The sequence below is a fragment of the Campylobacter sp. JMF_01 NE2 genome, assembly GCF_027737365.1.
In the GTDB taxonomy this organism is placed as follows: Bacteria; Campylobacterota; Campylobacteria; order Campylobacterales; family Campylobacteraceae; genus Campylobacter_B.
Map to the genome: position 1 here is coordinate 495983 of NZ_JAOVTR010000001.1, position 17945 is coordinate 513927.

Below are 17945 nucleotides of genomic sequence, written 5' to 3' on the forward strand. Positions count from 1 at the left end.
ATTTAGCGAAATTTACTTTGTGAATTAAATTTGCCATTTTATTCACCATTATTCACAAATTTTGATTTTATTTCATATTTTTTCATTATTTTCCTTTTGGGTTATTTTGTTTTTTAACTCATCAATTTTGATTTTAAAAAATTCATCTTTCTCAATCGTTTCGTTGATTTTTTTGATATTTTTGCTAATCGCGCTGTGATCTTTGAGATTGAAATACGACGCGATTTTTGGCATTGAATTTTTGGTTAAAATTTTGGCTAAATATATGCAAATTTGGCGCGCTTCGATGACATTTTTGGCCCTTGTTTTGCTTTTTAGCTCGCTTGGTTTGATATTTAGTTCTTTTGAAATCACGCTTATAATCTGCTCCAAATCGACATTTTGGTAGTGTTCTTTGATCTGATCTTGAAGCGTGGTTTTGGCAAATGCTAAATCGATTTTGGCATTTACAAGAGAAGAAAATGCGTTTAGTTTGTTTAGTGCGCCCTCGATTTCGCGGATATTATCGCCCATATTCGCGGCGATGTATTGTATGACATCGTTTGGGACATAAAAATTATTTTCCTCGCTTTTGCGCTTGATGATTGCGATTTTGGTCTCTAACTCTGGTGGCATGATATCAGCGATTAAACCATCGCTAAATCTCGAAATCATGCGCTCCTCAAAGCCTTTTAGGTATTTTGGCGCGATATCGCTGGTTAGGACGATTTGGCATTTTTTTTCTCTAAGTTCGTTGAAAGTGAAGAAAAACTCCTCAATCGTCGAGCTTTTGCCTACCAAAAACTGAATATCATCGATTAGCAAAATATCGCAGTTGCGGTATTTGTGCTTGAATTTATCCATTGTTTGATTTTCCAAATTTGAGATAAATTCATTTACAAACTGCTCGCTGGTTACGCAAATGACGCTTAGATTTTTTTTGATACAATGATTTGCGATTGATTGGAGCAAATGGGTCTTGCCAAGCCCGCTAGGTCCGTATAAAAACAGCGGATTATACATTTTGTTTCCGGGGTTTTTGGCGGCACTGACTGCGCTAGAAAATGCGAGTTTGTTCGAATCAGCCACGATGAAATTTTCAAATGTGTAATTGTCATTGACAATCGTGCTTTTTGGCTTGTCTTGTGGGATCATTTTTGAAATTTCTTTTGGAGAAATTTTGGCTTTTGAAGTGATTTTGACCGTGATATTGCTAACGCCAAATTTTTTAACTAGCGCGTTTTTAATCCTCTCAGCGTATTTAGTCTGTATGTATCTAGCCACAAGCTCGTTGTTTGCGTGATAAACAAAGAATTCAAAGGTAGAGTTTTTTTCATTAAATTTTAAATTTTTGATGTATCTTTCGTAATCAAGCGGTGGAATTTCGCCCGCTAAACTTAATAAAATTTCTTGTGGTTGAGTTTCTGCCATAAATTTTCCTTTGTTTAATCCTTAATTTTAGCAAAATTTCGCTAAATTTGTGTTAAATTTATAAAGTAATTCACAAGTGAATAAGGCGTGAATTAAAGTGAAAGATTGTGATGAAAATTTTAGGAATTGATCCGGGGACTAGAAATTTAGGCTATGCGATTTTAGAAAAAAATGTGAATAAAATTTCGCTCGTCGAGGCAGGTTTAGTGAAAATGAAGGCTGAAAATGTGCAGTTTCAGATGACGCAAATGGCGGAGGCGATTGATCTTATATTTTCGCAACACAAAATCGACGAGGTCGCAATCGAGAGTATGTTTTACGCCTACAATCCCCAATCCGTGCTAAAACTAGCGCAGTTTCGCGGGGCTTTGGGGCTAAAAATTTTGCAAGTTTATGGCAACTTCGCAGAATACACACCACTTCAAATCAAAAAATCCGTAACCGGCAAGGCAAAGGCCGCAAAAGAGCAGGTCGCCTTCATGGTCAAGCGAATACTAGGGCTCAAAGGCGAGATCAAACCGCTCGATATAACCGATGCTATCGCGGTTGCGCTCACTCACGCAAACGCTATGAGAGGAGTAGAAAAGTGAAAATTGCACTAGCGCAGATTAAAAGCGAAATTTTAAAATTCAAGCAAAATTTATCCAATGCGCGAAATTTGGCTTCGCAGGCGAGGGATTGCGATATTATCGTGCTTCCTGAGACATTTTTAAGCGGATTTGCGCCTGAAATTTTTAGCGAAATTCCATCAGAAAAAAACGAAAAAGCGCGCGACTTTTTACGCGAAATTTCAGCGCAAAAAGTCGCAATTGCTGGGCTTGCACTGAACGAAAATGGCGAAATTTACAACCGCGCCTTGGTGTATCAAAATGGGCGTGAAATTTATCATTACGATAAAATTTTTCTTTTTTCAAATTCAGGTGAAAATAAATTTGTCCGCGCTGGCGATAAATTTGGGCTTTGTGAAATTTCGCAGGGCGAAAAATCCATAAAAATCGGACTTGCGATTTGCTATGATTTGCGATTTGGCGAAATTTTCCGCTACCTTGCCAAAAATGGCGCGCAAATTATCTTTGTCATCGCGCAGTTTCCGCACTCTCGCATAGAGCATTTCCGCACTCTCGCGCGGGCTAGGGCAATTGAGGCGCAGTGTTTTTTAGTAGCCCTAAATAGCGCCTCTGGCGGGCATTCGTGCGTGATTAGCCCTGAGGGAGAGATTTTGTGCGAGCTTGGAGTGGGGCAAGAAAGTGAAATTTGCGGTATTAATTTAGCCCAAATTTCGCTAGTTCGGGCGCAAATGGATATTTTAAAAGATGAGCGAAAAGAGATTTTAAAGGAGATTTTATGAAGGATTTAGTTTTTGTAATCGATATGGTAAATGGTTTTGCGAAATTTGGCGCAATGGCAGATCCAAACATCGCTAAAATCGCACCCGCAATCGCTTCGCAAATCCGCAGAAGCGCAGGCGTGCATTTCATCTGCGACGCGCACGGCGAGCGGGATTTGGAGATGAAACGCTACCCAGCGCACTGTATCGAGGGCTCGCCAGAGGCCGAAATAATCGATGAACTTGCCGAATTTGCTACCCCCCAAAACACTACCAAAAAACGCTCGACAAACGGCTTTTATGCCCTTGATAAGGGGCTTTTAGCCGAATTTGATAGATTTGTGATTACGGGGTGCTGCACGGATATTTGCGTTTTGCAATTTGCCCTTGCACTTCGCACATATTTCAACGAAAATGACATTAATAAGGACATTGTCGTGCCAACCGAGTGTGTGGCGACATACGACGCGCCAAACCACTCGCGCGAGTATTATGAAAAGTGCGCGCTAGATTTAATGAGAAATGCTGGAATTTTGGTGATTTAAGTCAAATTTGGCGCAAATTCGCGCCAAATTTGCCAAATTTATTTCAAATTTGCTTTAAAAAACTCTTCAAATTTATCAAACGGAATTTTTTTATCGTATAAATCCGTGTGGCTTGCCCCTGGCACGATAAAAAGCTCTTTGTTTTTGCTTCCAAGTTCTTTAAATGCGTCCTCGCTAAAATATCGTGAGTGCGCAATCTCACCGTGCGCTAGTAAAACAGGGGCGCGAAGCTCACTAGCGTAAGTTAAAATTTTATCGCTCATACGCGCTAATGCGTCTGTTTTGCTCCAAAAATGCTCTTTTGAGTTGATAGCGCGTTCGTGGTAACCACGCTCGGTTTTATAATACAGCGCGTAGTCAGCGACAAATTTTGGTGTTTGCTCGGTAATGGTTTTAGGGTCGATATTTCCGCTTGGCAAATACTCTACCTCGCCCTTTTCAAAGTCCGCCCAGCGTTGCAAATTTAGAGCTTTTTTGGCTTCATACCTAGCATTTTCATCTACGCTGTCGTTGTATCCTTTGGCGGTTACACGGGTCATATCATACATCGTAGTAACTGCGACGGCCTTTATGCGAGTGTCGCTGATAGCGGCATTTAGCGCAAATCCAGCCCAGCCACAAATGCCTAAAATTCCGATTTTTTCTCTATCGACGAAGTCTTGCACGCCCAGATAATCCACGGCTGCGCTAAAATCTTCTGTGTTTATATCAGGGCTAGAAATGTCGCGCACATCGCCACCGCTTTCGCCTGTGAAACTTGGATCAAACGCCAAAGTTACGAAGCCTCGCTCGGCTAGGGTTTGGGCGTGAAGTCCGCTAGATTGCTCTTTGACTGCGCCATAAGGGCCAGAAATGGCGATTGCAGGGAGTTTGCCACTCATATTTTTTGGAGTGTATAAATCCGCAACGATTACAATTCCGTAGCGGTTTTTGAAGGCTACTTTTTTGTGATTTACTTTGTCGCTTTTTGCAAAGGTTTTATCCCACGCACTCACTACATTTTTTGGCATATCCGCTTCGCCTTTGGCACTTGCAGTGGTGGCTAAAATGGCTCCGAGAGCTAGTGAAATTAGGACTTTTTTCATATTTTCTCCTTGATTGAAATTTAGTGAGAAAATTTTAGCAAATTTAAGAAATTTTAGTTAGAAAGATTATCCAAATTTATTGCCTAATTCTGCAAATTTCAAAATTTATCTAGGGTTAAATTTTGAAATTTAACCCTAAAAATTTATAAAATTATCGCAAAAATTACGCCAAAGATGATTAGCGGGATATTGAAAAATATAAATGTCGGCACGCAAGTATCCCAGATATGGTTATGCTCGCCGTCGATGTTTAGCCCAGCAGTAGGGGCTAGTGTGCTATCGCTGGCTGGACTTCCAGCGTCCCCCAGACCTGCTGCCACACCGATGATAAAAATCGTCGCAGCCACGCTAAAACCAAGCTCAGCTGCTAGCGGACAATAAATCGTCGCGATAATTGGAATCGTGCCAAAGCTAGATCCGATTCCCATTGTTACAAGAAGCCCTATGCCTATCATTAGCACCGCACCGCCGATTTTGCCACCGCTTAGGCTAGCCACTGCGCTTACTAGCTCGCCCACACCGCCTGTTTCTTTGATAATCGTGCCAAATCCGCCAGCTACAAGCATCAAAAACGCGATGTATCCTAGCATATGCACGCCTTGGTCGAAAATGCTATCTAACTCGCCCCATGGAATACCGCCTAAAAGTAGCATTGTAAGGATTCCAGCCAGAGCGGCAAAGGGCATTGAACCAGCGTCGATTTGGATTACCATGCTAAGGACAAGTTGAGCGATGAAGCACACTATAATCCCAGCTAGCACGCCCCATTCTCGTTTTTGCATTTTAAATTCCTCAAAATGCGCCTCAATGCTCTCTTTGGTTTGAGTATAGCTTCGTGGCTTGCGGTAGTAAAGCATGGCTAAAACAAGGCCAATTACCATAGGTATGGCACTCATCCACATGACCCCAGCGATATCGCTGATACCTACATCCATGCCGTTTTTGCTCATCTCTTTTTGGATAATTCCCATAAAAATCAGACCAAAGCCCACAGGAAACGCCATATACGGGGTTTGCAAACCAAATGTCAGCGCGCAGGCTATGGCGCGGCGGTCGAGTTTTAGTGAGTTCATAATCTTTACAAGTGGCGGGATTAGAATCGGGATAAATGCGATATGAACAGGGATTAAATTTTGCGACAAACACGAAATAAAGGCAATCATAGCGATGAAAATAAATTTTTTATCGCTGATAAATCCAGCCACGCTTCGCACCAAAATCGCCGTTAAATTTGTGCGAGCTACGGCACTTGCGATGACGCCAAGTAGGATATACGATAGCGCAGTTTCCAAGTTTCCGCCCATGCCGACACTGCCAGTTTGTGGGTTACCGTTGATGAAATAGCCTATGGCGTCCATTAGCGGGATATGGCTAGTCAGCACCGCGCAAATCGCGCTGATTAGGATAGCTAGCATGACATTACAGCGAAGCAAACACAAAATACTCATCAAAAGTATGCTTAAAAACACTGGGTTGCTTAACATTTTTCGCCTTTGTGTGAAATTTGGGCAAATTATATTAAATTCAAGGCAAATTTACGCTAAAATCGCTCAAAAAAAGGAAAAATTTGCGTTATTTTTATTCATCATTTTTTATATTTTTTGTAGCAGTTTTGGTAGGATTTTGGCTAGGCGGGTTCGCTGGGGCGTATATTTGCGCGCTTTTATCGATTTTAGAAATCAGCCTTAGCTTCGATAATGCCGTGGTAAATGCCAAGGTCTTAGCGGATATGAACGCGATTTGGCGCAAAAGGTTTATCGTGTGGGGCATACCTGTGGCGGTTTTTGGTATGAGGTTCGCATTTCCGATTATCATCGTAAGCGCTGCTTCGCATTTGGGGCTTTTTGAGAGCCTAAATTTGGCGCTAAACAACCCTGCGCGGTATAGTGAAATTTTAGAAGAAAATAAAGACGGCATTTACATTTTTGGCGGGGCGTTTTTGATGATGGTGTTTTTGAGCTTTTTCTTCGACGATGAGGACAGAGAGCCTTGGATACGGGTTTTAGAAGAAAATGCTTTGGTAAGAAGGCTCAAAAATTTCCCAAAATTTGAAATTTTACTCGCTGTGATTTTAGGCGCAGTTTTGGCTGTTTTAATCCCCTCAAAAACGGCGATTATCGCATATTTTAGCGCGATAATTTTGTTTATTTTGATAAAGTCGTTTGATAAAATTTTCAGTTGTAATGGCGTTAGAAACGGCCTAAACGGCTTTATTTACCTCGAAATGTTGGACGCTAGTTTTAGCTTTGACGGCGTGATTGGGGCGTTTGCGCTAAGCAACAATATCTTTATCATCATGCTAGGACTTGGGGCTGGGGCGATGTTTGTGCGCTCACTCACGATATATTTGGTCGAGCGTGGCACGCTGGCGAAGTTTATTTTTTTAGAACACGGCGCGCATTATGCGATTGGCACGCTTGCAGCGATTATGTTTATCAAGCTCGAATTTGAAATCAGCGAGGTGATAACCGGCACACTGGGGATAATTTTTATTTTTTCAGCCTTCATTTGCTCGATTTTGTATAACAGAAAAAATGGGTAAATTCGCCACGATTGCGAGAAATGCGAAGCATTTCCGTTAAAATAAAACCAGCTAAATTTAGAAAAACGAAGTTTTTCTAAATTTAGCCACCTTGTAAAGCGTCGTCGGGGGTTGGGGGATTGTAAGGGGGAAGGGGCGCGACCTCGCAATTCAAGCCCCCTTCCCCCTTACGAAAAAAGCACAGCGCAGGTTAAATTCACAAAATCATTCAATGCTAAATTTAAGTAGAATTTTGAATTTAAATTTCTCTGGATTGCTTCGTCGCTTTGCTCCTCGCAATGACAAATTAAGCAAATTTAGCTTACAACCACGATAAAATCGCCATTTACACGGCGATTTTTGATGGTTCCATTGGTTTGCTGTAAAAAAATCCTTGCATGTATTTTATACCCATGCTCTCCAAAATCGTCGAAATTTGGTGATTTTCGACATATTCTGCGATGATTTCGTAATTTCTGTTTTTCGCAAAGGCTGTGATAGTCTCCACGATCGCGCGCGAGCTCTCATCTGCTACGATATCTTTGATGAGTGCGCCATCGATTTTGATGAAATCCACATCCAGCGTTAAAACTCGGTAGTAGTTCGAATACCCCGAGCCAAAGTCGTCGATAGCTATCTTGCAGCCGCGGCTTTTGGCTGTGGCGATAAACTTTCGCAGGCTATCGTAATCGTCGAATTCCTCGCTCTCTAAAATTTCGATAAAGAGATTTTTCGCGTTTTTTGCCTTTGCTAATCTTTCTTCCAAAAGTGCGCGAATTTCGTTGTTTGCGATATCGAAAAACGACAAATTTATACTAAATTTCGAATTTGGGAAATTTTCGATTAGCCTAAATGCCTCCTCGATTACGATTTTTGTCAGCGAAGTGTAAAGTGAGGCCTGCTTTGCGACATCCATAAACTCGCCCGGGTGCCTAACCCTGCCAGAATCATCGATTAGACGGATTAAAATTTCATAGACAAGAGGGACGAAATTTGTCCTTTGCGTGCCGTATTCTCTGCCGTTTGGATCTGATTTTGAGATATCGAAAATCGGCTGGACTAGCACGAAGACATGGTTTGTTTTGATTGCTTGCTGGATTGTATTTATCATAAGCTGGTTTTGGGTGTATTTTAGCTCGATTGGGTTGTTTGGGCGGTAATACTCCAAATTCTCGTTTTTTTGCTGTGCTTCATACATCGCCATGACCGCTTGAAATACCCTTGTAGCGCGATTATTGTCTTTATTGCTACTTACGCCAGCCACGACATTTATCGTTACGCTTATGTCGCCGGCTTTGGTTGCGATTTTGGTCTGTTGGTTTGTAAATTTTGCGATGATTTTGCGCACATGATTTGCGACAATAATTCTATTATCGATATTTTCTTTGCTAGCTTTATGAACGGGATAAAATAGGCAAAATTCATCGCCTTGCATACGAAATGGCTGGGCTGGGATTTTTTCTGTGGCCAAAAACAAATCAAGCGACCTTGCAAATACCTTTATGATTTGGCTAGTAATATCGCTAGAATAAAATAGTCTAAGATTATCAAAATTTGCGATTGTTAGGTAGATGATATAGCCTTCTATCTCTGGTTTGATTATCCTTTCGTTTAGGGCTAGTTCGCTACCGAAATTTGTCATTTTATCGACATAGCCTTGTTCGAGCAGGGTTTGTTCTGCTGCTGCTAGGCTAGCTTGCATAGCCTCATTTGGGCGCATATCTTTGATAAAAACGCCATAGTGCGGGTATTTGGACTTTTCGTCTAATTTTGAGAGCTTTATTTTGGAGTTAATCGGCGTGCCATTTTTATCTAGCAAACGCAGCTGCTGCGTGAAATATCCAATCTTATCGCTTTCTTCTTTAAGTTTTTTTTCGAATTTGGCATGGTCCTCGCTAGCTGCGATTATGCCGATATCCTTGCCTTTTAGCTCGTCTAGTTTGTAGCCAAACATTTCGGTTGCTTGTTTGTTAGCGTAGGTGATTTGAAATTTATGATTTAGCAAAAACACGGCGTTTTCGTCCCTATCGACTAGGGCTTTGTATGGGCGGAGTTTTTGTTTTTTGCTGATTGCGTCTGAATTTACCATGTAAGTGATGAGCAAAAATGTCAAAAATATCGCGGTAAAAACCATAGTCATTTCGGAAAACGAGTTGTAAAATTCGGCGTTGAAATTCGCAAATTTTTCCCTTAAATCCTTGAATTTGCCGTTGATTGCGCTTTCATTTCGGGTGATAATCAAATTTAGCTTAGTGAGATTATCAAGCACCAAATTTGCGTTTTTCAAGAAATTTTGCTCGGTTAAATTTTGCGGAGTTATGTATTTGATTTTTTCTTTTATGGCGTAAATTTCGGTGTAGTTATTGTAGTTTAGCTGCGTGATTTGCGAGAAAATATTTACCACTTCGTAGCGCGAGTTTGGGTTGATGTATTTTTGCTCTATGGCGTGCAAGATGACGCTATTTTGCGAATTTAGCGCGCCTAGCTCGTCGATGAGTTTGATTTTTTCAGCAAAGGCTGTTTTTAGATACTCGACATCATTGCTAAATGAATTATCCAAAATCAGCGGATTTTGCCCCAGCGTATCTAGGGTGTTATACACGACTTTCATATTTTCGTTAATCGAGCTAAAATCGCGGCTAGGTTTATCAGAGGCAAAGAGCGTATTTAGCCTAGTATTCGCATCATAAATCATCGTCATTTGGCGTGTTATGGTGTTGTAGTCTGAGACATTTTTTAGCGAAATAAAGTAACTTAGCGCGAAGCTAAGGCTTATTATCATGATAATACTCATGATTATCCAGTTTATGGTGTCTTTACTAATTTGGTTAAAATTTGAAAATAATTTTTTCATCATAACTCCTTATAATGTCGCCAAAAAATCCAGCAAATTTTGCAAATCATCATCGTCTAAGCTGTAATCAAACACATCGCGGAACAAAAATTTAATCGAGCGCGCTAGCGAATACTCGCCGTTTATGTAAGGGGCTGTTTTGGTGATATTGCGCAGGGTCGGCACTCTTTTGTAAGTGTGGCTTCGATAGTTTGCAATCCTTGTGTTTGGGTTGAAATTTAGGTTTTTATTAGGCACTTTGGCGTATGAGTTGGTGCCTAAATTCGCGCCATTGTGGCAATACGAACACAGCTCGATAAAGAGCAAATAGCCCTTAAATTCGCTTTCGCTGAATTTTTCCTCATCGCGCAAAACGCGGTCAAATTTAGAATTTATCGTGGTTTTTGATTTCAGATACTCGCCTAGGGCATCGACGAAATTTTCGAAATTTGCCTTGCCATAGAGCTTTTTAAATTCGCGTTTGTAGGCTATATTTTGGGTGATTATTAGCTCGATTTTCTCTTTTGATGAGGCTAACTCTTTGGGGCTTAAAACCGAGGTTTTAATGCGCTCATTTAGGCTAGGGAAAAAGTTTCCGCCCGAGTATCGCTCGATATAATAAGCGTTTAGGATTGTGGGGATTTCGCCATTTCGCACGCTAGCACCCGATGAGTTTAGGTATAGATTGTGGCAGCTATCGCAAGAGCGCTCTTGCTCGCTAAATTTAGTGTCGCGGTAGAGCTTCATGCCAAGGCTAGCTTTTTCGGGGCTGAAATTTGGCATTTTTAGCGGCGTGAAAATATCATCGCAAATGCCTAAAATAGGGACAATACTAAATAATAAAAGCTTTGAAAGTAGCGTTGATTTCATCTGTGATAATCCCATTTTTTACCTGTTTTTCCAAAAGATTTTCTAGCGTCTTTTCGCTGATATTTGCACCATTTACCCCCAAATGCCACAGCGCATTTTGCACCGCTTGGCTTAAATTTCGCCTTTGTATGCGCCTTTCGCTAATCTCGCGCGATTTGTAAGGGATATTTTTGTTTTTTAAATTTAACTCGAAATTTTGCGTGGTTAAATTTAGACTAGATTTTTTTATCCCAAAATGCGCGAAAATCGGCGCTAACATCGAGGAATTTCGCTCGCTCGCCCAATTTACATAAATTTTGCGTTTTGCTAGGTTTAAAAACATATCAAAGTCCTGCTCGCTGCGCAGTGCAGGGCTCATACTCAAAAACGCAATGTCAAATTTAAGCTCATTTTTCTGGGTAAAATTCGCAAAATCATCATTTATGATTTGCTCGACTTTAATGCCGTATTTTTGCGCGCTGTTTTTAAGCTCGCCAAGCATTGCCTTCGCGCTATCAAGAGCGTAAAGCTTAGCGCCCAAAGTAGCGATATATAGCGAATACACGCCGGTTCCTGCGCCTATGTCGATGACGCTTTTGTTTGCAAAATTTATGCCCTCATCTTCGATAAATTTAAATAAATTTTGTCCAAATTCATTTAAATTTGTATCGAATTTAGCGTAAGTTTCGGCTTTTTTGTCCCAGATATTTTCCATAACGACCTCAAATTCTCGCAATAATACCAAAATTTCTATTATAAATGATATAATCGTCAGTTTTACAAGGAGAATTTATGAAAATTTTGCCCAAATTTTTAATAATCCCATTTTTATTTAGCGCAAATTTCGCCCAAGATTTGGCGCAAATTAGCGTAACAATCGAGCCTGTGAGATATTTCGCGCAAAAAATCGCAGATGATGATTTTGTGATAAAAAGCGTCGTGGATAAGGGCGCCGATCCTCACACATACGAGCCCAAACCCGCCACAATGCGTGATATCGCAAAGAGCGTGGCGTATTTTGGGATAGGCACGGAGTTTGATGAGGTGTGGTTAAAAAGGTTTAGCGCAAACGCTAGTGGGGTGAAATTTTATGATTTAAGCGCAGGGATTGAGAAGGTAAATTTCGAAAATTTAGGCGAAGAGGGCGAAAAACACGATCGCGCCGAGCATGATACTCACGCCGAACACGCCCACGACGGAGCCGATCCGCACATTTGGCTAGATCCGATTTTGGTAAAACAAATTTCGCAAAATATCGCTAAAAATTTATGCGAACTAAACGGCGCAAACTGCGCCAAATACGAGCAAAATTTGGCTAAATTTGAAGCCGAATTAGACGAGCTTCACGCTTACGCTTTGCAAAATTTATCAAATTTGTCTGGGGCGAAATTTATCATTTATCACCCCACACTTGGGTATTTCGCGCGCAGGTATAATCTCACTCAAATCGCAGTCGAGCAAGGTGGGGGCGAGCCAAAACCGGCTGATTTGGCGGATTTGATAAAGCTAGCAAATGATGAAAAAATCGGCGTGATCTTCACTAGCCCGCAGTTTGCAAGCAAGGCAGCGCAAATCCTAGCCACCCAAACAGGCGCAAAGCTCACACAAATCGATTTTTTAAGCTATGAGTGGCAAAGTGAGTTTAAAAAATTAATAGATGAAATCTCGGCTGCGGGGGCGCAAAAATGAGCGCCGTAAAGCTTAGCAACCTTTCGTTTTCTTACGAAAAGCGCCAAATTTTAAATTCGATAAATTTAGAGTATGAAATCAACGATTTTTTATCAATTTTTGGCCCTAATGGTAGTGGTAAAAGCACGCTTTTGCGCCTGATTTTGGGACTTTTAAGGCCAGATAGTGGCAAAATCGAGGTGCTTGGCAAATCCCCGGTTGCTGCTAGGAAGCAAATCGGCTATGTGCCCCAATTCATCGCTATTAACAAAAGCTTTCCAATCAGCGTGGCTGATGTGGTTTTAATGGGGCTAATAGATAAAAAAATTTTTGGATTTTACACCAAAAAAGATCGCCTAAAAGCCCTTGAAGCCTTGGAGCGAGTGGGTATGAGAGATCTTGGCGAGGCAAAAATCAGCGAGCTAAGTGGGGGGCAGAGACAGCGGGTCTATATCGCGCGCGCTCTGTGCGCAAATGCGAAAATTTTGCTTTTGGACGAACCTTTGGCTAGTATCGATACTATGGGGCAGGTGCAGATTTATGAACTGCTAAAAAGCCTAAATTCAGAGGGCACGGGCATTATTATGATTAGCCATGATCTAAATTTGGCGTTAAATTACGCAAACCGCGCTGTTTATGTCAGTGGTGGTTCGCTTCACATGCACAGCGTGCATCCGAGTGGGAGGGCGAAGTTTTTAAAACACCTGCGCGAGGAGCATGGGCATTTTTGCTCGGTCGAGCTTGCGCTAAATGACTGCCACTGCGGGGACGAGCATGAGTGAAATTTTGGCTTTGGAATTTATGCGAAATGCCCTAATAGGCGCACTTTTAGTAAGCGTGATTTGTGGCGTGATAGGCTCATTGATCGTCATAAATAAAATGAGCTTCATCGCCGGTGGAATCGCGCACGGGGCGTATGGCGGGGTCGGTATGGCGATATATTTTGGATTTTCGCCACTTTTGGGCGCGAGCGTGTTTTCGCTTGTGCTAGCTTTGATAATCGCCTATATCACGGCTAGAAATAACGAACGATTTGACGCCATAATTGGCGCAATTTGGGCTTTTGGTATGGCTCTGGGGATTATTTTTGCAGACCTTGCGCCGGGTTATAAAAGCGATTTGATGAGCTTTTTGTTTGGCTCGATTTTGGCTATTGATAGCGCGACCTTGAATTTCACTCTCATTTGCGATGCTGTTTTTGTGCTGATTATAATCTGCTTTTATAGGCAGTTTTTGGCGATTAGCTTCGATAGGGAGTTTGCCACGCTTCGTGGGGTAAATACGAGCGTGTTTTATTATGTTTTGGTGATAATGGCGAGCTTTGCGATTGTGAGCGCAATCCAGATTGTGGGGCTGATACTAGTCATTTCGCTGATGACGATCCCGCCATTTATCGCGGAAAAAATTTCAAAAAATTTAGGCATTATGATGATAAGTGCTGTGATAATTTCTGCGATTTTTTGCCTTAGTGGGCTAGCGCTAAGCTATTTTTACAATCTCACAAGCGGTGCGGCGATAATTTTAATCGCTTCGGTCTGTTTTTTCGCCACTGCGCTTATTGCGAAATTTCGCGCTTAAAATCCCGCCAAGCTCGCTTAGTAAAATTCCGCCTAGTATCAAACCTGCGCCCGTGATTTGAAGCGGGCTTAACTTTTCGCCAAAAATGTATCCCAGCACGCCAGCGCCAAGGGGTTCGAGTGTGAAAATAAGCACCGTTTTGATCTCGCTGACGCCCTTTTCTTGGGCTAGTGTTTGGATAAAAAACGCAAAAACAGTGGCGAAAATCGAGGTTAAAATCAGGGCGAAAATGAAGTCAAATTTGAAGGAAAATGTCAAATTTCCGATTAAATTTATGGAATTTGCGAAATTTTCGTGCGGTGTGGAAATCGCGGCAAAAAGCGTGCAAACACTCACGCAAACAAACTGCATCACCACAAAGCCGTGCAGGTTGCACCTCCTAGTGCAAACGCCGGTAAATACGATGTGTAGGGCATACATAAAGGCAGAAATCAGCGTGAGTTGCTCGCCAAGGTTAAAGCCAACCTTGCTAGCCCCACTTAGAAAAAACAGCCCCAAAAGCGCCACTCCTGCGCCTAAAAATGCGAAAATACCAACTTTTTTGCGAAAAAACGCATACATCATAAATGGCACCATAATGACATTAAGCCCCAAAATAAAGGCTACCGATGATGATAGAGTGTAGCGCAGGGCAAAGGTCTGGCAGGTAAAGTCAAAAAAGAGCATTAGCCCGCAAAAAATGCCGAAAAATATGGTTTTTGTGTCGAATTTAGGCTTAAATTTCAGGCTCGCAAGATACATAAAAACGCTAGCGAGCAAAAATCTCCAAAACAAAAAGCTAAAAATATCAGCGTTTGCAGTGGCACGCTGGACGGGGATAAAGGTGCTACCCCAAATCAGTGCGACGCAAATTAGGGCAAGCTCCCAAATAAGGGTTGAATTTGGCTGGTTAAATTTAGAGCGCATAAGCTAGCGAATAGTTTTTAAGATATTAAAAATCGCGTCCGTGCTGTTGCGAAATTCGTGCTCGTGGGCGACTAGTTTATCAAATGCGTCGTTTAAAAACTCGCTTGTAAATTCGTTCGCAAAATCATCGCCGATTTCGCTTCCTGTGGCGTTTTTGTAGCTTTTGGCAAAGCTTGTGTCGCTGGCAAGGTTTTCGATATTTGGGCGCAGGGCGGCGTAAATTTCATTAAAGGCATTAACCCTCATATAATGCGCTAGGCTTAGCTCGCCACGCATTATGGCCTGCGTGGAGTTTTCGTCCATAGCTGAGATTTTGGTTTGTAAAATTTGCTTTAAATTTGGGATTGCAGGGGTTAGGCTTTGGGTTAGTGAGCGACGCATAGTGCGCGCAGCAGGGGAATTTGGGCTCGTTTTTTTGGCGATGAAATTCGGTAAATCCAGCTCGTATTGCGTTATGCCTGATTTGGCGTATTCTCTCGCGGCGCGCTCGATAAGCGAAGAAAGAGAGCGTTTGAAATTTTCGCTGTCGCCGACATTGGCGCTTATCATCACATCCAGTCCCTTTACAGCGACTTCTTCCCAACTAGCCATTAAAAAAAATGGCGCGAAAATCAAAATAATTTTTTTAAGCAAAATTTGCCCCCATAAAAAATTTCGCTATTTTATGGCAAAAAATTTAATGTTTATTCAATACGATTTAAAATTTTAATCAAAAAGTGTCGGCTCTAAGGCTTTGAGGCGGTATGATTTGCGGTGAAATTCTGTGTAGCCAAATTTTTTAATCGCCTCGATATGGGCTTTTGCGCCGTATCCTTTGTTTTTTGCGAAGCCGTATTGTGGGCAAGCTTTTGCGATTTCTCTCATTTTGCGATCGCGCGTAACCTTCGCTAAAATCGAGGCTGCGCTTACCTCTGCGATTTTAGCATCGGCTCTTACCATAGTGCGAAATCCACTTGCGCCAAATTTGGAATTTCCGTCAAAAATAATGTCGAAATTTTGCTCCCCAAAGTGCGCCACAATTTCTTCAAGCGCGCTTTTTAAACACGCGCTAAGCCCCATTTCATCGACATCAGCACTAGAAAATTCGACTATTTTAAAATTTGAGTTTTTTATGATTTTTTCAAATAGTTCTTCGCGTTTTTTTTCGCTTAGTTTTTTGCTGTCATTTAGCCCTGAAATTTGGGCATGCAAAACACAGCCTGCCACGCACAAAGGCCCTGCGATACAGCCTCGCCCAGCCTCGTCGATACCGCAAATCTCAGCCATTGTCGCTTTTCCTCACAGCTGCTGTGTGGGTTAGGATATCGTGCAGACAGAGCCTGTCTTTGCGAAAAAAGCAGATTAATAGCCCAATCATGCTAAATCCCGCCAAAATAAAGCACAAAAAGCGCAAAAACGCGCGAAAAAATGAAATTTTGCGCCCCGAGCGAAGATCGATAAGGTAGATATTTGAAAATTTATAGCCAGGGCTTTGGGCTGATTTGGCGTAAAAAACCGCGCAGATTGCCCCGTAAGCTAGCCAGATTAGCGCGATTGCGATTTGGTTACTTTGAAAAGCCTCTTTCGAGCCCAAAACAAGGTAGGTCGTGATATAAAAAAGTGGCATTGCGATGAAAAACATATCAACGATAAAGGCCTTTACGCGTAAAAACACTGGCGCAATTACCGCTTTTTGCTTTGCCACTTAAATTTCCTTGAATAAAATTTGCATTTCGCGCGAAATTTAGTTTCCGCGCGAACCGGGTTTGATTGCCATGCTTCCGTTTTTGCAAAGCGGGCAGGAATTTGGCTCGTAAATTTCAAAGCTGAAATTTCCAAGCGTAAAAAGTGGTTTATCAAATGGGAGTTTGCAGCTTTCATGGCGCGAGTTGCCTAAATTTGCCACTGCGCAAAATCCGCGGTTTGCAAGGGCTGCAAAAGCTACAACTTCGCCACCAAGGCTCTCGATGATTTTCGCACTCTCTAAGGCAGAGCCGCCTGTGGTGATGATATCTTCGCAGATTACAAATTTTTCGCCCTTTTTGACTTCAAAACCGCGTCTTAGGCTCATAACCTTTTCAACGCGCTCAGTGAAAATAAAGCGTTTGCCAGCTTGCTTGGCTAGCTCGTAACCAGCCAAAATTCCGCCAAGTGCTGGCGAGCAGACGCTATCATAGCTAATGCCAGCATTTTTTATGACGCCCGCTAGCTGGCTTGCTAACTCCCCAGCTAGGGCAGGGTTTTCTAAAACTTTCGCGCTTTGGAGGTAGTATTCGGAGTGGTTTCCGCTACTGAGCAAAAAATGCCCGTGTAAATACGCGCCGTTTTCTTTGTAAATTTTTTCGATTTCCATTATCAAACCTTCAATAACTCTGCCTCTTTGGCTTTTACGGTTTCATCGATTTTGGCTGAGTAGTTATCGGTGATTTTTTGCACTTCATCGTAGCCTTTTTTAGCGTCATCTTCGCTAATAGCTTTGTCTTTTTCTAGTTTTTTAACCTCGTCGTTTGCGTCTTTTCTGATATTTCTAATGCTGATTTTTGCCTTTTCGCCCATTGCTTTGGCTTTTTTGGCGTTTTCTTGTCTTTGTTCTACCGTCATCGGTGGGAAAAACAGCTTCACAGCCTCGCCGTCGTTGTTCGGATTTACGCCGATATTTGCCGCTGCAATCGCGCTTTCAATCGTTTTTAGCATTGGTTTTTCCCAAGGCGTGATTGTGATCGTAACAGCGTCTGTCGCCAAAACGGTAGCGACTTGATTGAGTGGAGTTTGGCTTCCGTAGTAATCAACTGTGATGTGGTCTAGGATATTTATATTTACCTTGCCGGTGCGAAGTGTCCCAAAGTCCTTTTTGAGGGCTTCAATAGCTTTATCGCAGTGCGATTTCTGGTCTTTATAAATAGAGTCTAACATTAAAATCCTTTTAAGAAAAATTTGTGAATTGTAGCGTAAAAAAAATAAGAGTTGCATTTAAAAATGCGAAATTTGACATTTTTAAATGCAAAAATTTAGAATTATTTTGATTGGTTTTGATTGCTTAGAGTTTTGAGAACCTCTGTGGCGTTGCCCTCGATTGCTGCGCCAAGCTCGCTAGCTTTTTGTTCGATTTTTTCGCTAGCTTGTGAGATATTGTTTTCTACGCCCTCTATGCTTTGTTTTACAGCTTCTACTGCCGCGCTAGCGTTGTTTTCAACTGCTTCTGAAATTTTTTCTGCTCCACTTTGCAAAGCATTAGCGGCGTTAT

The 17945-nt window shown here is 41.8% G+C and carries 19 protein-coding genes; 7 read left to right on the top strand and 12 right to left on the bottom strand.

The window, feature by feature from the left end; all coding sequences use genetic code 11:
- Nucleotides 1-72: 72 nt before the first annotated feature.
- On the bottom strand, nucleotides 73-1410 hold the full coding sequence (dnaA, locus tag OFO01_RS02735; protein ID WP_270858647.1) for a chromosomal replication initiator protein DnaA: 1338 nt from the start codon (nucleotides 1408-1410) through the stop codon (nucleotides 73-75).
- Nucleotides 1411-1520: 110 nt separating this feature from the next.
- Here dnaA and ruvC point away from each other — a divergent pair, with 110 nt between their 5' ends.
- Genes ruvC through OFO01_RS02750 form a run of 3 tightly spaced genes read left to right on the top strand, consistent with a single transcriptional unit; the run spans nucleotide 1521 to nucleotide 3282 of the window.
- On the top strand, nucleotides 1521-2000 hold the full coding sequence (gene ruvC / locus OFO01_RS02740) for a crossover junction endodeoxyribonuclease RuvC (protein WP_270858648.1): 480 nt from the start codon (nucleotides 1521-1523) through the stop codon (nucleotides 1998-2000).
- Entirely contained in the window at nucleotides 1997-2758 is a 762-nt protein-coding gene (locus tag OFO01_RS02745; RefSeq protein ID WP_270858649.1) for a nitrilase-related carbon-nitrogen hydrolase, read from the top strand. Before ruvC ends, OFO01_RS02745 begins: the two co-directional genes overlap by 4 nt.
- Nucleotides 2755-3282, top strand: a complete 528-nt coding sequence (locus tag OFO01_RS02750; RefSeq protein WP_270858650.1) for a cysteine hydrolase family protein — start codon at nucleotides 2755-2757, stop codon at nucleotides 3280-3282. The genes OFO01_RS02745 and OFO01_RS02750 overlap by 4 nt, the downstream gene beginning before the upstream one ends.
- Nucleotides 3283-3320: 38 nt before the next feature.
- On the opposite strand, the gene OFO01_RS02755 is transcribed toward OFO01_RS02750, so the two are convergent.
- On the bottom strand, nucleotides 3321-4292 hold the full coding sequence (locus OFO01_RS02755) for an alpha/beta hydrolase (RefSeq protein ID WP_270858747.1): 972 nt from the start codon (nucleotides 4290-4292) through the stop codon (nucleotides 3321-3323).
- Between the two features lie 218 nt (nucleotides 4293-4510).
- On the bottom strand, nucleotides 4511-5851 hold the full coding sequence (locus OFO01_RS02760) for a Na+/H+ antiporter family protein (protein ID WP_270858651.1): 1341 nt from the start codon (nucleotides 5849-5851) through the stop codon (nucleotides 4511-4513).
- Between the two features lie 83 nt (nucleotides 5852-5934).
- Between OFO01_RS02760 and OFO01_RS02765 the strand changes: the two genes are divergently transcribed.
- The gene (locus tag OFO01_RS02765; protein ID WP_270858652.1) at nucleotides 5935-6909 is read left to right on the top strand and encodes a DUF475 domain-containing protein; all 975 of its coding nucleotides are present in this window, start codon (nucleotides 5935-5937) and stop codon (nucleotides 6907-6909) included.
- A 325-nt stretch (nucleotides 6910-7234) separates the two neighbouring features.
- On the opposite strand, the gene OFO01_RS02770 is transcribed toward OFO01_RS02765, so the two are convergent.
- Genes OFO01_RS02770 through OFO01_RS02780 form a run of 3 tightly spaced genes read right to left on the bottom strand, consistent with a single transcriptional unit; the run spans nucleotide 7235 to nucleotide 11285 of the window.
- Nucleotides 7235-9742 (bottom strand): sensor domain-containing phosphodiesterase, encoded by a 2508-nt coding sequence (locus OFO01_RS02770; protein ID WP_270858653.1) that lies wholly within the window; start codon nucleotides 9740-9742, stop codon nucleotides 7235-7237.
- A 9-nt stretch (nucleotides 9743-9751) separates the two neighbouring features.
- Complete coding sequence (locus tag OFO01_RS02775; protein WP_270858654.1) at nucleotides 9752-10591, bottom strand: cytochrome-c peroxidase; 840 nt, start codon at nucleotides 10589-10591, stop codon at nucleotides 9752-9754.
- Nucleotides 10554-11285, bottom strand: a complete 732-nt coding sequence (locus OFO01_RS02780) for a class I SAM-dependent methyltransferase (protein ID WP_270858655.1) — start codon at nucleotides 11283-11285, stop codon at nucleotides 10554-10556. The genes OFO01_RS02775 and OFO01_RS02780 overlap by 38 nt, the downstream gene beginning before the upstream one ends.
- 77 nt (nucleotides 11286-11362) lie before the next feature.
- Here OFO01_RS02780 and OFO01_RS02785 point away from each other — a divergent pair, with 77 nt between their 5' ends.
- The 3 genes from OFO01_RS02785 to OFO01_RS02795 are packed head-to-tail and all read left to right on the top strand — an operon-like array spanning nucleotide 11363 to nucleotide 13816.
- Nucleotides 11363-12259, top strand: a complete 897-nt coding sequence (locus tag OFO01_RS02785; protein WP_270858656.1) for a metal ABC transporter solute-binding protein, Zn/Mn family — start codon at nucleotides 11363-11365, stop codon at nucleotides 12257-12259.
- Nucleotides 12256-13020: a metal ABC transporter ATP-binding protein gene (locus tag OFO01_RS02790; RefSeq protein ID WP_270858657.1), complete on the top strand. Its 765-nt coding sequence runs from the start codon at nucleotides 12256-12258 to the stop codon at nucleotides 13018-13020. The genes OFO01_RS02785 and OFO01_RS02790 overlap by 4 nt, the downstream gene beginning before the upstream one ends.
- Complete coding sequence (locus tag OFO01_RS02795) at nucleotides 13013-13816, top strand: metal ABC transporter permease (protein ID WP_270858658.1); 804 nt, start codon at nucleotides 13013-13015, stop codon at nucleotides 13814-13816. The genes OFO01_RS02790 and OFO01_RS02795 overlap by 8 nt, the downstream gene beginning before the upstream one ends.
- Here OFO01_RS02795 and OFO01_RS02800 read toward each other — a convergent pair.
- From OFO01_RS02800 to frr, 6 genes are all read right to left on the bottom strand, one after another.
- On the bottom strand, nucleotides 13760-14722 hold the full coding sequence (locus OFO01_RS02800) for a DMT family transporter (protein WP_270858659.1): 963 nt from the start codon (nucleotides 14720-14722) through the stop codon (nucleotides 13760-13762). The genes OFO01_RS02795 and OFO01_RS02800 overlap by 57 nt on opposite strands.
- A 3-nt stretch (nucleotides 14723-14725) precedes the next feature.
- On the bottom strand, nucleotides 14726-15355 hold the full coding sequence (locus OFO01_RS02805; protein WP_270858660.1) for a DUF4197 family protein: 630 nt from the start codon (nucleotides 15353-15355) through the stop codon (nucleotides 14726-14728).
- A gap of 72 nt (nucleotides 15356-15427) precedes the next feature.
- Nucleotides 15428-15988 carry a ribonuclease HII gene (locus OFO01_RS02810; protein ID WP_270858661.1) on the bottom strand — a complete coding sequence of 187 codons (561 nt, stop codon included), beginning with the start codon at nucleotides 15986-15988 and terminating at the stop codon, nucleotides 15428-15430.
- Complete coding sequence (locus OFO01_RS02815) at nucleotides 15981-16406, bottom strand: RDD family protein (RefSeq protein WP_270858662.1); 426 nt, start codon at nucleotides 16404-16406, stop codon at nucleotides 15981-15983. The genes OFO01_RS02810 and OFO01_RS02815 overlap by 8 nt, the downstream gene beginning before the upstream one ends.
- Before the next feature lie 39 nt (nucleotides 16407-16445).
- The gene (gene pyrE, locus OFO01_RS02820; RefSeq protein WP_270858663.1) at nucleotides 16446-17054 is read right to left on the bottom strand and encodes an orotate phosphoribosyltransferase; all 609 of its coding nucleotides are present in this window, start codon (nucleotides 17052-17054) and stop codon (nucleotides 16446-16448) included.
- A 2-nt stretch (nucleotides 17055-17056) separates the two neighbouring features.
- On the bottom strand, nucleotides 17057-17614 hold the full coding sequence (gene frr / locus OFO01_RS02825; RefSeq protein ID WP_270858664.1) for a ribosome recycling factor: 558 nt from the start codon (nucleotides 17612-17614) through the stop codon (nucleotides 17057-17059).
- Between the last annotated feature and the right edge of the window lie 331 nt (nucleotides 17615-17945).

Excerpts from the sequence above, each read along its gene's own strand:
- dnaA (WP_270858647.1), bottom strand. The coding sequence starts at position 1,410 with ATGGCAGAAACTCAACCACAAGAAATTTTATTAAGTTTAGCGGGCGAA.
- ruvC (WP_270858648.1), top strand. The coding sequence starts at position 1,521 with ATGAAAATTTTAGGAATTGATCCGGGGACTAGAAATTTAGGCTATGCG.
- OFO01_RS02750 (WP_270858650.1), top strand. The coding sequence starts at position 2,755 with ATGAAGGATTTAGTTTTTGTAATCGATATGGTAAATGGTTTTGCGAAA.
- OFO01_RS02755 (WP_270858747.1), bottom strand. The coding sequence starts at position 4,292 with ATGCCAAAAAATGTAGTGAGTGCGTGGGATAAAACCTTTGCAAAAAGC.
- OFO01_RS02760 (WP_270858651.1), bottom strand. The coding sequence starts at position 5,851 with ATGTTAAGCAACCCAGTGTTTTTAAGCATACTTTTGATGAGTATTTTG.
- OFO01_RS02770 (WP_270858653.1), bottom strand. The coding sequence starts at position 9,742 with ATGAAAAAATTATTTTCAAATTTTAACCAAATTAGTAAAGACACCATA.
- OFO01_RS02775 (WP_270858654.1), bottom strand. The coding sequence starts at position 10,591 with ATGAAATCAACGCTACTTTCAAAGCTTTTATTATTTAGTATTGTCCCT.
- OFO01_RS02780 (WP_270858655.1), bottom strand. The coding sequence starts at position 11,285 with ATGGAAAATATCTGGGACAAAAAAGCCGAAACTTACGCTAAATTCGAT.
- OFO01_RS02785 (WP_270858656.1), top strand. The coding sequence starts at position 11,363 with ATGAAAATTTTGCCCAAATTTTTAATAATCCCATTTTTATTTAGCGCA.
- OFO01_RS02790 (WP_270858657.1), top strand. The coding sequence starts at position 12,256 with ATGAGCGCCGTAAAGCTTAGCAACCTTTCGTTTTCTTACGAAAAGCGC.
- OFO01_RS02795 (WP_270858658.1), top strand. The coding sequence starts at position 13,013 with ATGAGTGAAATTTTGGCTTTGGAATTTATGCGAAATGCCCTAATAGGC.
- OFO01_RS02800 (WP_270858659.1), bottom strand. The coding sequence starts at position 14,722 with ATGCGCTCTAAATTTAACCAGCCAAATTCAACCCTTATTTGGGAGCTT.
- OFO01_RS02810 (WP_270858661.1), bottom strand. The coding sequence starts at position 15,988 with ATGGCTGAGATTTGCGGTATCGACGAGGCTGGGCGAGGCTGTATCGCA.
- pyrE (WP_270858663.1), bottom strand. The coding sequence starts at position 17,054 with ATGGAAATCGAAAAAATTTACAAAGAAAACGGCGCGTATTTACACGGG.
- frr (WP_270858664.1), bottom strand. The coding sequence starts at position 17,614 with ATGTTAGACTCTATTTATAAAGACCAGAAATCGCACTGCGATAAAGCT.